Consider the following 12,637-nt stretch of genomic DNA (forward strand, 5'->3'; position numbering starts at 1 on the left):
GGGGACGGACCGGGACCGGGGGCGCGGCGGATCGGGCAGACTGGCGGGAGTCAGCGCCGCGCGACCGGGAGCCCGCCGTGACCACACCCGACCCCTTCAAAGGACAGCAGCACGAGCACACCGCCGGTGTCGACCCGCTCGGCACGCTGCGCACCCCCGCGGACCCCGACTGCGACGTGTTCCTGACCGGCACGGTCTTCCTCGACATCATCTTCACCGGCCTCGACAGCGCCCCGGCGAAGGGCACGGAGACCTGGGCGCGCGGCATGGGGTCCAGCCCCGGCGGCGTCGCCAACATGGCGACCGCGCTGACCCGGCTGGGGCTGCGCACCTCCCTCGCCGCCGCGTTCGGCGACGACCACTACGGCGAGTACTGCTGGGACGCGCTCGAACAGGGCGAGGGCATCGACCTGTCCCGGTCGCGCGTCGTGCCCGGCTGGCACTCGCCGGTGACGGTGTCCATGGCGTACGACGGCGAGCGCACGATGGTGTCGCACGGCCACGAGGCGCCGCCCCCCGAGGGCTCCGTCCCCGCCTGCCCGCCCCGCGCGCGTGCCGCCGTCGCCTCCCTCGCGCCCGGCCGCTCCGAGGAGTGGGTGGCGCAGGCGGCCCGCCGCGAGACGCGGATCTTCGCGGACGTGGGGTGGGACGAGACCGGCCGGTGGGACCTGGCCGCCCTGCCCGACCTGGACCACTGCGAGGCGTTCCTGCCCAACGCCGAGGAGGCCGTGCGCTACACCCGTACCGACTGCCCGCGCGCCGCCGCCCGCGCCCTCGCCGACAAGGTGCCGCTCGCGGTGGTGACGCTCGGCGCGGAGGGGGCGTACGCCGTGGACGGCCGCACGGGCGAGACGGCCGAGGTGCCGGCCATCGAGGTCGCCGCGCTGGACCCGACCGGCGCGGGGGACGTGTTCGTGGCCGGGTTCGTCACCGGCACGCTCGCCGGGTGGCCGCTCGCCGACCGGCTGGCCTTCGCCGGGCTGACGGCCGCGCTGTCGGTGCAGGAGTTCGGCGGGTCGCTGTCCGCGCCCGGCTGGGTCGAGGTCGCCGCCTGGTGGCAGTACGTGCAGGGCTGCCCCGGCCAGGACCCGGCCGCGCTGCGCCGGTACGGGTTCCTCGACGCGCTGCTGCCCCCGCCCACCCGGACGTGGCCGCTGCGCCGCGCGGTGCCGACCATCGGGTTCCGCCGGTCCGCCTGAGGCCGGGGAAAAGCCTTCTGGGTTGTCAGCCGTACGCCGTACCCTGGACCGTACAGAGGTTGTCGAGTGGCGAGAACCCTGCAACAGGAGGTATGCGCAGGCCAGAGAGCCGGCCCATGACTCAGCTACCCACAGACCAGGTACGAGCCCACTTCACCGTACCCGCCAAGCATCCGATGGTGACCGTGCTCGGCTCGGGCGACGCCCTGCTCCGTGTGATCGAGCGGGCGTTCCCCCGCGCCGACATCCACGTCCGGGGCAATGAGATCAGTGCCGTGGGAGAGGCCGCCGAGGTGGCCCTCATCCAGCGGCTGTTCGACGAGATGATGCTGGTGCTGCGCACGGGGCAGCCCATGACGGAGGACGCGGTGGAACGCTCGATCGCCATGCTCAAGGAGGAGACCGGGGGAGGGGCCGCCGAGACGCCGTCCGAGGTCCTCACCCAGAACATCCTCTCCAGCCGTGGCCGGACCATCCGCCCCAAGACGCTCAACCAGAAGCGGTACGTCGACGCCATCGACAAGCACACGGTCGTCTTCGGCATCGGCCCGGCCGGTACCGGGAAGACCTACCTCGCGATGGCGAAGGCGGTCCAGGCCCTGCAGTCCAAGCAGGTCAACCGGATCATCCTGACCCGGCCCGCCGTCGAGGCGGGCGAGCGGCTCGGCTTCCTGCCGGGCACGCTCTACGAGAAGATCGACCCGTACCTGCGGCCGCTGTACGACGCGCTGCACGACATGCTCGACCCCGACTCGATCCCCCGCCTGATGGCGGCGGGCACGATCGAGGTCGCGCCGCTGGCGTACATGCGCGGCCGGACGCTCAACGACGCGTTCATCATCCTCGACGAGGCGCAGAACACGAACCCCGAGCAGATGAAGATGTTCCTGACCCGGCTCGGCTTCGAATCGAAGATCGTCATCACCGGTGACGTGACCCAGGTCGACCTGCCCAACGGCACCAAGAGCGGTCTGCGGCAGGTGCAGGACATCCTCGACGGCGTCCCGGACGTCCACTTCTCCCGCCTCACGTCGCACGACGTCGTACGGCACAAGCTGGTCGGCCGTATCGTCGACGCGTACGAGAAGTACGACACCCGGAACGGGCGCTGACCATCCGAAGCGAGAGACCGAACAGCACCATGTCGATCGACGTCAACAACGAGTCCGGCACCGAGGTCGACGAGCAGGCGATCCTCGACGTCGCCCGCTACGCGCTCGCGCGGATGCGCATCCACCCCCTGTCCGAGCTGTCGGTGATCGTCGTGGACGCCGAGGCGATGGAGCAGCTCCACATCCAGTGGATGGACCTGCCGGGCCCGACGGATGTCATGTCCTTCCCGATGGACGAGCTGCGTCCGCCGTCGAAGGACGACGAGGAGCCCCCGCAGGGGCTCCTCGGTGACATCGTGCTCTGCCCCGAGGTGGCCGAGCGGCAGGGCCGCGAGGCGCCCACGCAGCACTCCATGGACGAGGAGCTCCAGCTCCTCACCGTCCACGGGGTGCTCCACCTCCTCGGCTACGACCACGAGGAGCCCGACGAGAAGGCCGAGATGTTCGGGCTCCAGGCGGCGATCGTCGACGGCTGGCGGGCGGAGAAGGGCCTGACCGGCCCCTCCCCGGCGCCGACCGTCTCATGAGCGGACCACTCGTCGTGGGGGCGGTCGCGCTGATCGTGGTGGCGTGGCTCGCCGCGTGCGCGGAGGCGGGCCTCGCACGCGTCTCCGGCTTCCGGGCCGCCGAGGCGGTGCGGTCCGGGCGGCGCGGCGCGGCCAAGCTCGTCCAGGTGGCCTCCGACCCCACCCGGTACCTGAACGTGGCGCTGCTCGTCCGGGTCGCCTGCGAGACGGCCGCCGGCGTGCTCGTCACGTACGCCTGCCTGGAGGAGTTCCGGGAGACGTGGAGCGCGCTGGTCGTGGCGATCGGCGTGATGGTGCTCGTCTCGTACGTCGCCGTCGGCGTCTCGCCGCGCACGATCGGCCGCCAGCACCCGCTGAACACGGCGACGGCGGCGGCGTACGTGCTGCTGCCGCTGGCCCGCGTCATGGGGCCGGTGCCGCAGTTGCTGATCCTCATCGGCAACGCGCTCACCCCCGGCAAGGGCTTCCGCAAGGGGCCGTTCGCGTCCGAGGCGGAGCTGCGCGCCATGGTCGACCTGGCGGAGCAGGAGTCCCTCATCGAGGACGAGGAGCGCCGCATGGTGCACTCCGTCTTCGAGCTGGGCGACACGCTGGTCCGCGAGGTGATGGTGCCGCGCACGGACCTGGTGTCGATCGAGCGGTACAAGACCGTCCGGCAGGCCCTCACCCTCGCGCTGCGCTCGGGCTTCTCGCGCATCCCGGTCACCGGGGAGAGCGAGGACGACGTGGTCGGCATCGTGTACCTGAAGGACCTGGTCCGCAAGACGCACATCAACCGGGAGGCGGAGTCCGACCTGGTGTCCACGGCGATGCGGGCGGCGACGTTCGTGCCGGACACCAAGAACGCCGGCGACCTGCTGCGCGAGATGCAGCAGGAGCGCAACCACTGCGCGGTGGTCATCGACGAGTACGGGGGCACGGCCGGGATCGTCACCATCGAGGACATCCTGGAGGAGATCGTCGGTGAGATCACCGACGAGTACGACCGCGAGCTGCCGCCCGTCGAGGAGCTCGGCGAGGGCCGCTACCGGGTGACGGCCCGCCTCGACATCGGCGACCTCGGCGAGCTGTTCGGGCTCGACGCGTACGACGACGAGGACGTGGAGACGGTCGGCGGGCTCCTCGCCAAGGCGCTCGGCCGCGTCCCGATCGCCGGGGCGACGGCCGTGGTCGACCTGCCCGACGGGCGGGCGCTGCGGCTGACGGCCGAGTCCCCGGCGGGCCGCCGCAACAAGATCGTGACCGTGCTGGCGGAGCCGGTGTCGCCGGAGGAGCCGGAGGAGCCGGAGGACGAGGCCGCGTGACCCCGGAGCAACTCAGGGCGTTCTGCCTGGGCTTCGAGGCCGCGGTGGAGGAGTTCCCCTTCGGCCCGGAGACCTCGGTCTTCAAGGTCGCGGGGAAGATGTTCGCGCTCAGCGCGCTCGACGCCCGGCCGCTCGCCGTGAACCTCAAGTGCGAGCCGGAGAACGCGGTCCGCCTGCGCGCCGAGCACCCGGACGCCGTCGCCCCCGGCTACCACATGAACAAGCGCCACTGGAACACGGTCACGGTCCCCGCCCTCCCCGCCGCCCTGGTCCGCGAACTGGTCGAGGACTCCTACGACCTGGTCGTCGCCGGCCTCCCCAGGGCCGCGCGCCTGCGCCTGGACCGCCCGTAAAGATATATCGGCGGCCGAATCCCGCCGGTGGGGGCTATCCTCACTGCGGCCCGCGAGGGTGGGGAGGGGGGGAAACCGTTTGCTCCCCGGAATCACTACTGATGGGGAGTCACGCTCTCATGCGTATCCGTATGCACCGTGGCGCCGTGGTGGCGCTCACCACGTCCGCCCTGTTCCTGACCGCCGCGTGCGGCGGCTCGTCCGAGAAGGACGACAAGCCGAAGGCCGCCGAGAGCGGCAGCAGCGCCGAGCAGAAGCCCGCGGTCCCGCTGACCGAGGCGCAGATGAAGGCGGGCCTCCTGGAGGTCGCCGACCTGCCGGCCGGCTGGAAGGTCGAGGCGACCGCCGCCTCGGAGGACCAGCCGAAGGCGGAGAAGCCCGAGTGCCAGCCGCTGGCGCTGCTGATGTCCGACAAGATCGAGGGCGCCACGATGGGCGGGAACCGCGACTTCGCCCGCGAGGGCGACAGCGCGGCCCTCGCCCAGCAGATCTTCACCTACTCCGACGGCGCCGCCGCGACGGCGTTCGTGAAGAGCGTGGCCGACGCCGTCGGCCCGTGCGCGACCTTCACGACCGTCCAGGACGGCGAGAAGATGACGATCACCACCGAGAAGCTGACCGTCCCGCAGGTCGGCGAGGAGGCCGTCGGCCTTCGGCTCGTCATGGACATCCCGCAGATCGGCATGAAGCTGGAGTCCGACGTGCTGGTCGCCCGCCAGGGCGCCGGCATGACGCGCCTGGCGTACGTCCCGATGGGCGAGAAGCCGGACCACTCGGCCTTCGAGGACCTGGCCGAGCGCGGCGGCGACAAGTTCGCCAAGGGCGCCCAGGGCTGAGGCTCCTGACGCACGGGGCGGCCGGGGTGTCCCCGGCCGCCCTGCTTATGCTCGGGGCATGACGCAGAGCACCGAACTCGACGCCGAGGACCGCAAGATCATCACGCTGGCGCGCAGCGCCCGTGCCCGCAACGGCGTGCCCGAGGGCGCGGCGGTGCGGGACGAGACCGGGCGGACGTACGTCGCCGGGACGGTCGCGCTGGAGTCGCTCCGGCTGAGCGCGCTGCAGACCGCCGTGGCGATGGCCGTGGCGAGCGGGGCGAAGTCCCTGGAGGCGGCGGCCGTCGTCTCCGAGGCCGCGGACGTCTCCGACGCCGACCGCGCCGCCGTGCGCGACCTGGGCGGCCCGGCCACCCCGGTCCTCCTCGCCGGGCCCGACGCGACGGTCCGCGCCCGGGTGACGGCGGGCTGACGGCGGCCCCGGCGGGCGCCGGACCCCGGCGCGGTACGTGACCCGTGCCGGGATCGGGGAGAATGGCCCCCATGAGCGTTCGTAAACCAGAAACCGAAGCGACCCACCGCGCGGGCTTCGCCTGCTTCGTCGGCCGTCCCAATGCCGGCAAGTCCACCCTCACGAACGCTCTGGTCGGTCAGAAGGTGGCCATCACCTCCAACCGGCCCCAGACGACCCGGCACACCGTGCGCGGCATCGTGCACCGGCCCGAGGCGCAGCTCGTGCTGGTCGACACGCCGGGCCTGCACAAGCCGCGCACCCTCCTGGGCGAGCGGCTCAACGACATCGTCCGGACGACGTGGGCGGAGGTCGACGTGATCGGCTTCTGCCTGCCCGCCGACCAGAAGGTCGGGCCCGGCGACCGGTTCATCGCCAAGGAGCTCGCGGGGATCAAGAAGACCCCGAAGATCGCGATCGTCACGAAGACCGACCTCGTCGACTCCAAGACGCTCGCCGAGCAGCTCGTCGCCGTCGACCGGATCGGCCAGGAGCTGGGCATCGAGTGGGCGGAGATCGTCCCGGTGTCGGCCGTCGGGGACAAGCAGGTCCAGCTCCTCGCCGACCTGATCGTCCCGCTGCTGCCCGAGGGCCCGGCGCTCTACCCCGAGGGCGACCTCACCGACGAGCCCGAGCAGGTCATGGTCGCCGAGCTGATCCGCGAGGCCGCGCTGGAAGGCGTACGGGACGAGCTGCCGCACTCCATCGCGGTGGTCGTTGAGGAGATGCTCCCCCGCGAGGACCGCCCCGCCGACAAGCCGCTGCTGGACATCCACGCCAACGTCTACATCGAGCGCCCCAGCCAGAAGGGCATCATCATCGGCCCCAAGGGCAAGCGCCTGAAGGAGGTCGGCATCAAGTCCCGCAAGCACATCGAGGCCCTGCTGGGCACGCCGGTCTTCCTCGACCTGCACGTCAAGGTCGCGAAGGACTGGCAGCGCGACCCGCGGCAGCTCCGGAAGCTCGGGTTCTGACGGGCTCCGGGCCGGCGGCCGGGAGGGCGCGCGTCAGGCGCCCTCCCGCAGCACGCGGGAGACCAGCTCCCGCTGCGCCCCGGTCAGGTGCGGCTCCGCGCAGCGGACCGTGCGGCCGTCGACCGTGATCTCGTAGCCGAAGCCGTCCGGCACCCCGGGCGCGCCCCGCGCCGCGCCCTCCGCTTCCTCTTCCGGGGCCGCCTCGGCCAGGACCGCCTCGGCCAGGGCCTGCCAGGCGTCCGCGTCGGGCCGGGCGGCGGTGTCCACCTCCGCCCGGCGTTCGATGCCCGCGAAGCCACCCGTACGCCGCACCTCGATACGCATGGCTCCTGTCTACCCCCTGGTGGGCACCCCCACCGTCGACCACGCCTTGAGCACCGCCTCGGCCTCCGCGCCGCCGTCGCCGAACCGCTCGCGCGCCGCCGCGACCGTCAGCCGGGCGAACGCCGCGAAGTCGGCCGTCTCCTTGAGCTTGCCGCCCGTCAGCACGTCGTACCAGATCTGCCCGGCCCGTTCCCAGGCGTGCCCGCCCAGCGCCGTGGCCACCAGGTAGAAGGCGTGGTTGGGGATGCCCGAGTTGATATGGACCCCGCCGTTGTCGGCGGCCGTGTCGACGTAGTCGTCCATCTTCGCGGGCTGCGGGTCCTTGCCGAGGACGTCGTCGTCGTACGCCGTGCCGGGGGCCTTCATGGAGCGCAGCGCCACGCCCTGCACCTGGTCCGTCAGCAGGCCCGCGCCGATCAGCCAGTCCGCCTCCTCGGCGGTCTGGCCCAGCGCGTACTGCTTGACCAGCGACCCGAAGACGTCCGACACGGACTCGTTCAGCGCGCCCGGCTGGCTGAAGTAGGCGAGGTTCGCGGTGTACTGCGTGACGCCGTGGGCCAGCTCGTGGCCGATCACGTCGACCGGGAGGGTGAAGTCCTTGAAGACCTCGCCGTCCCCGTCGCCGAACACCATCTGCTCGCCGTTCCAGAAGGCGTTGCCGTACTCCTTGCCGTAGTGCACCGTCGCGTCCAGCGCCAGCCCGGCGCCGTCGATGGAGTCCCGCCCGTAGGCGCGGAGGAACAGCTCGAACGTTGCTCCGAGTCCGGCGTACGCGCGGTTGACCGTCGCGTCCCCCGTGGGCTTCTCGCCCTCGCCGCGGACCTTCCTGCCGGGCAGGCGGGTGCGGCGCTCGGCGTCGAAGACCGTGCGGCGCGGCGTGCCCGGGGCCGCCGGCGCGTCGCGCGGGGCGGGGCGGACGCCGGTGACCGTGGTGAGGCGGCGGGCCGTGCGGTTCGCCTCGTCGGCGACGAGGGTGCGGCGGGCGGCCTCGGCGACGGCGGGATTGGCGGAGCGGGCCAGGTGGTCGAGGAGGTGCGGGGGGACGATCGCGCAGAACACCGGAGCGGTGGAGTGGGACGCAGTCATGTGTGGCAATGTGGCAGCGCGTCACCATCGTGTCACTGCTTGCGACGGGGATTGACGAAAAGGAGTGATTACTCACTGTTCGGTGGTTAACGGTCGGGGATCCCGCATACTGAAACGGCACCGCCGCCTCCGCCGCCCCTGGGCTACGCTGCTGCGCATCATGCGTTTCGGGCTGCTTCTCCTTAGCTGCCGCGGCGAGGGCCTGTAAGTCGTAGGCCGACCCCCTCCCCGCGGAGTCTGGTGCTGCTTCGAACCCGTCGGCCGTCCCTTCGCTGGACCCGAGGAGCCCTACGCAATGTCCCAGCCCACCGCTCAGCCCGTCGGCCGTCGCACGCCGGTCACCAACGCGACGCACGCGCAGAAGCCGTCCGGAATGCCGATCCACAAGTACGGCCCGTACGAGGCCGTCGACATCCCCGACCGCACCTGGCCCGACCGGCGGATCACCAAGGCGCCGCGCTGGCTGTCGACCGACCTGCGGGACGGCAACCAGGCGCTGATCGACCCGATGTCCCCGGCCCGCAAGCGCGCCATGTTCGACCTGCTGGTCCGCATGGGCTACAAGGAGATCGAGGTCGGCTTCCCGTCCTCCGGCGAGACCGACTTCGCGTTCGTCCGCTCCATCATCGAGGAGGGCGCGATCCCGGAGGACGTGACGATCTCCGTACTGACCCAGGCCCGCGAGGACCTGATCGAGCGGACCGTCGAGTCCCTGCGCGGCGCGCACCGGGCGACCGTGCACCTGTACAACGCGACGGCGCCGGTCTTCCGCCGGGTCGTCTTCCGCGGCTCCAAGGACGACATCCGGCAGATCGCCGTGGACGGCACGCGCCTGGTGATGGAGTACGCCGACAAGATCCTCGGCGACGAGACGGTCTTCGGCTACCAGTACAGCCCGGAGATCTTCACCGACACCGAGCTGGACTTCGCGCTGGAGGTCTGCGAGGGCGTCATGGACGTCTGGCAGCCCGAGGAGGGCCGCGAGATCATCCTGAACCTGCCCGCGACGGTGGAGCGTTCCACGCCGTCCACGCACGCGGACCGGTTCGAGTGGATGTCCCGCAACCTGTCCCGCCGCGAGTTCGTCTGCCTGTCCGTGCACCCGCACAACGACCGCGGCACGGCAGTCGCGGCGGCGGAGCTGGCCCTCATGGCCGGCGCCGACCGCATCGAGGGCTGCCTGTTCGGGCAGGGCGAGCGCACGGGCAACGTCGACCTGGTCACCCTGGGCATGAACCTGTTCAGCCAGGGCGTCGACCCGCAGATCGACTTCTCGCAGATCGACGAGATCCGCCGGACCTCCGAGTACTGCAACCAGATGGAGGTCCACCCGCGCCACCCCTACGCGGGGGACCTGGTCTACACGGCCTTCTCCGGCTCCCACCAGGACGCCATCAAGAAGGGCTTCGACGCGATGGAGGCCGACGCCGCGGCCGCCGGCAAGACCGTCGACGAGATCGAGTGGGCCGTTCCGTACCTGCCGATCGACCCGAAGGACGTCGGCCGGTCCTACGAGGCGGTCATCCGGGTCAACTCGCAGTCCGGCAAGGGCGGCATCGCGTACGTCCTGAAGAACGACCACAAGCTGGACCTGCCGCGCCGGATGCAGATCGAGTTCTCGAAGATCATCCAGGCGAAGACCGACGCCGAGGGCGGCGAGGTCACCCCGGCCGACATCTGGGCCGTCTTCCGGGACGAGTACCTGCCCAACCCGGACAACCCGTGGGGCCGCATCCAGCTGCGGTCCGGGCAGACCACCACGGACAAGGACGGCACGGACACGCTCACCGTCGAGGCCGTCGTCGACGGCGCCGACACGGTGCTGACCGGCTCCGGCAACGGCCCGATCTCCGCGTTCTTCGACGCGCTGAACACCATCGGGGTCGACGCCCGGCTGCTGGACTACCAGGAGCACACGATGAGCGAGGGCGCCTCCGCCCAGGCCGCCTCGTACATCGAATGCGCCATCGACGGCAAGGTGCTGTGGGGCATCGGCATCGACGCCAACACCACCCGCGCCTCGCTGAAGGCGGTCATCTCGGCCGTCAACCGCTCCGCGCGCTGACCCGGCCCGCCCCGGCCCGCCGAACCCCGTCCGCCCGCCGTGGACGGGGTTCGGCCATGTCCGTGGCGTTCTCATGACGAGGTGCTGACGCCGCATCACCGATGTGGCTAACATCACGTCAACGTCGGCAAGGTGGCCGAGGCGTCAGGAGGTACGACGTGCTGCCAGCGCGGGGATCACGCGAATCGAGTGGCCGGAAACTCCGCATGTGGTCCATCAACATCTCGTGGCACACCATCGGCGACGGCGAGTTCTTCTGCCCCGGCTGCGGCGGCGACCGCAACTACCGGCGCCGCACGGGCCGCCGCCGCCTCACCGTCCTCGGCGTGCCGGTGCTGCCGCGCGGACTGGCGGGCCCCGTCGTCGAGTGCGCCGCCTGCCACGACCGGTTCGGCACGGAGGTGCTGGACCACCCCACGACGGCGCGGTTCTCGGCGATGCTCCGCGACGCCGTGCACACCGTGGCCCTCGCGGTCCTCGCCGCCGGCGGCACGACGTCGGCCACGGCCGTGCGGACCGCCGTCTGCGCCGTGCGGGCCGCCGGGTACGAGGACTGCACGGCCGACAGCCTCACCGGCCTCGTCGAGGCGCTCGCCGCCGACACGGGCCGCTACCTCGCGGACGTCGACGGGCCCTGCGGCGTCGCCCTCGCCATCGAGCTGCACGAGGCGCTGGAACCGCTCGCCCCGCACCTGGCGGCGGCCGGGCGGGAGTCGATCCTCCTCCAGGGCGCCCGCATCGCCCTGGCGGACGGCGCGTACATCCAGGCCGAGCGGGACGTGCTCACCACCGTGGGCAGCGCCCTGCTCCTCCGGCCCGACGACACGGCCCGGCTCATGGAAGCGGCGCGCACCCCGTTCTGAGCGCCCCGCCGTGGCGGGGGCGTCAGGACGGGGCGCGCGCCCGCGGTCCCCGGGCCGCCCCGTGGCGGTCCGGGTCAGACCTCGACGCCGCTCGCCCGCAGCATCTCCTCGCGCTCCACGATCTTCACGCGCTCACGGCCCTCGGCCTCGCCGCGGGCCCGCTCGGCCGCGTCCAGCCGGTACCAGCCCTCCCACGTCGTGTACGCGACGCCCCGGCCCTCCAGGAACTCCACCACGGCGTCCTCGCCCGGCGCGTCCGGCACGTGCAGCCGGCCCTCGCGGTGGTCCTCCAGCAGGTTCGCGACGGTCTCGTTGGCGTCGCCCTTGGTGTGGCCGATCAGGCCGATCGGGCCGCGCCGGATCCAGCCGGTCACGTACGTGGACGTGACGTGCTCACCGCCCTGCACGACGCGACCGCCCTCGTCCGGGACGGTGCCGGAGGCGGGGTCCCACGGCAGCTTGGGCAGCTCCTCGGAGAGGTAGCCGACCGCGCGGTACACGGCCTGGACGTCCCAGGTGGTGAACTCGCCGGTGCCCCTCACGTTGCCGGTGCCGTCCAGTTCGGTGCGCTCGGTGCGCAGGCCGACGACCCTGCCGTCCTCGCCGAGGATCTCGGCGGGCGACTCGAAGAAGTGCAGGTACAGCTTGTGCGGCCGGTCGCCGACGTCGCGTATCGCCCAGTTCTCCAGGGTCTTGGCGACCATGTCGACCTGCTTGTTGGAGCGCCGCGCCTCGATGGACCCCTGGTCGTAGTCGATGTCCTCGGGGTTGACGATGACCTCGATGTTCGGGGAGTGGTCCAGCTCGCGCAGCTCCATGGGGCTGAACTTCGCCTGGGCCGGGCCGCGGCGGCCGAAGACGTGGACCTCCAGCGCCTTGTTGGCCTTCAGCCCCTCGTAGACGTTGGGCGGGATCTCGGTCGGCAGCAGCTCGTCGGCGGTCTTGGCGAGGACGCGGGCCACGTCCAGGGCGACGTTGCCGACGCCCAGCACCGCGACCTTCTCGGCCTCCAGGGGCCAGGTGCGCGGCACGTCGGGGTGGCCGTCGTACCAGGAGACGAAGTCGGCGGCGCCGTACGAGCCGTCGAGGTCGACACCGGGGACGTCCAGGTCCCGGTCGGCGTCGGCGCCCGTGGAGAAGACCACGGCGTCGTAGAAGGCGCGCAGGTCGTCCAGGGTGATGTCGGACGGGTAGGCGACGTTGCCGAAGAGGCGGACCTGCGGCTTGTCCAGGACCTGGTGGAGGGCGGTGACGATGCCCTTGATCCGCGGGTGGTCGGGGGCGACGCCGTAGCGGATGAGGCCGAACGGCGCCGGCATCCGCTCGAACAGGTCGATGGAGACACCCGGGTCGTTGGCGGCCTCGGACTTCAGCAGGGCGTCGGCGGCGTAGATGCCGGCCGGGCCGGCACCGACGATCGCGACCCGCAGGGGGCGGGGCATGGCAGGTTCCCTTCGACAATCAGCACTTCTCACCCGCCAGCCTCACAAGCACAGGGGTGGAGCGGTACCCGCTTCGGAGCTATGGCCACATAAGGCAGGCT

The 12,637-nt window shown here is 71.9% G+C and carries 13 protein-coding genes; 10 read left to right on the forward strand and 3 right to left on the reverse strand.

Annotated elements, in window-relative coordinates; translation table 11 throughout:
- Window positions 1-77 precede the first annotated feature (77 nt).
- The 8 genes from RND61_RS13190 to era all read left to right on the forward strand — a co-directional run bounded on the left by RND61_RS13190 (window position 78) and on the right by era (window position 6,756).
- Complete coding sequence (locus RND61_RS13190; protein ID WP_315878089.1) at window positions 78-1,199, forward strand: carbohydrate kinase family protein; 1,122 nt, start codon at window positions 78-80, stop codon at window positions 1,197-1,199.
- Window positions 1,200-1,315: 116 nt separating this feature from the next.
- Window positions 1,316-2,311 (forward strand): PhoH family protein, encoded by a 996-nt coding sequence (locus tag RND61_RS13195; protein WP_315878090.1) that lies wholly within the window; start codon window positions 1,316-1,318, stop codon window positions 2,309-2,311.
- 29 nt (window positions 2,312-2,340) lie between these two features.
- Complete coding sequence (ybeY, locus tag RND61_RS13200) at window positions 2,341-2,838, forward strand: rRNA maturation RNase YbeY (protein ID WP_315878091.1); 498 nt, start codon at window positions 2,341-2,343, stop codon at window positions 2,836-2,838.
- Window positions 2,835-4,142 carry a hemolysin family protein gene (locus RND61_RS13205; RefSeq protein ID WP_315878092.1) on the forward strand — a complete coding sequence of 436 codons (1,308 nt, stop codon included), beginning with the start codon at window positions 2,835-2,837 and terminating at the stop codon, window positions 4,140-4,142. Before ybeY ends, RND61_RS13205 begins: the two co-directional genes overlap by 4 nt.
- On the forward strand, window positions 4,139-4,495 hold the full coding sequence (locus tag RND61_RS13210; RefSeq protein WP_315878093.1) for an MmcQ/YjbR family DNA-binding protein: 357 nt from the start codon (window positions 4,139-4,141) through the stop codon (window positions 4,493-4,495). The genes RND61_RS13205 and RND61_RS13210 overlap by 4 nt, the downstream gene beginning before the upstream one ends.
- 119 nt (window positions 4,496-4,614) lie before the next feature.
- Window positions 4,615-5,331, forward strand: a complete 717-nt coding sequence (locus tag RND61_RS13215; RefSeq protein ID WP_315878094.1) for a hypothetical protein — start codon at window positions 4,615-4,617, stop codon at window positions 5,329-5,331.
- A 58-nt stretch (window positions 5,332-5,389) separates the two neighbouring features.
- The gene (locus RND61_RS13220) at window positions 5,390-5,743 is read left to right on the forward strand and encodes a cytidine deaminase (protein WP_315878095.1); all 354 of its coding nucleotides are present in this window, start codon (window positions 5,390-5,392) and stop codon (window positions 5,741-5,743) included.
- A 62-nt stretch (window positions 5,744-5,805) separates the two neighbouring features.
- Window positions 5,806-6,756 carry a GTPase Era gene (gene era, locus RND61_RS13225; RefSeq protein WP_391653381.1) on the forward strand — a complete coding sequence of 317 codons (951 nt, stop codon included), beginning with the start codon at window positions 5,806-5,808 and terminating at the stop codon, window positions 6,754-6,756.
- A 33-nt stretch (window positions 6,757-6,789) separates the two neighbouring features.
- Here era and RND61_RS13230 read toward each other — a convergent pair whose 3' ends face one another.
- The gene (locus tag RND61_RS13230) at window positions 6,790-7,080 is read right to left on the reverse strand and encodes a protealysin inhibitor emfourin (RefSeq protein WP_315878097.1); all 291 of its coding nucleotides are present in this window, start codon (window positions 7,078-7,080) and stop codon (window positions 6,790-6,792) included.
- A gap of 9 nt (window positions 7,081-7,089) precedes the next feature.
- Window positions 7,090-8,166, reverse strand: a complete 1,077-nt coding sequence (locus RND61_RS13235; protein ID WP_315878098.1) for a M4 family metallopeptidase — start codon at window positions 8,164-8,166, stop codon at window positions 7,090-7,092.
- A 295-nt stretch (window positions 8,167-8,461) separates the two neighbouring features.
- Between RND61_RS13235 and leuA the strand changes: the two genes are divergently transcribed.
- Window positions 8,462-10,231 (forward strand): 2-isopropylmalate synthase, encoded by a 1,770-nt coding sequence (gene leuA / locus RND61_RS13240; protein WP_315878099.1) that lies wholly within the window; start codon window positions 8,462-8,464, stop codon window positions 10,229-10,231.
- 158 nt (window positions 10,232-10,389) lie between these two features.
- Complete coding sequence (locus RND61_RS13245) at window positions 10,390-11,094, forward strand: TerB family tellurite resistance protein (protein ID WP_391653384.1); 705 nt, start codon at window positions 10,390-10,392, stop codon at window positions 11,092-11,094.
- Between the two features lie 74 nt (window positions 11,095-11,168).
- On the opposite strand, the gene RND61_RS13250 is transcribed toward RND61_RS13245, so the two are convergent.
- Window positions 11,169-12,536: an FAD-dependent oxidoreductase gene (locus RND61_RS13250; protein ID WP_315878101.1), complete on the reverse strand. Its 1,368-nt coding sequence runs from the start codon at window positions 12,534-12,536 to the stop codon at window positions 11,169-11,171.
- Window positions 12,537-12,637: the final 101 nt, after the last annotated feature.

Origin of the sequence: Streptomyces tamarix (assembly GCF_032423885.1) — a bacterium.
Lineage (GTDB): Bacteria > Actinomycetota > Actinomycetes > Streptomycetales > Streptomycetaceae > Streptomyces > Streptomyces tamarix.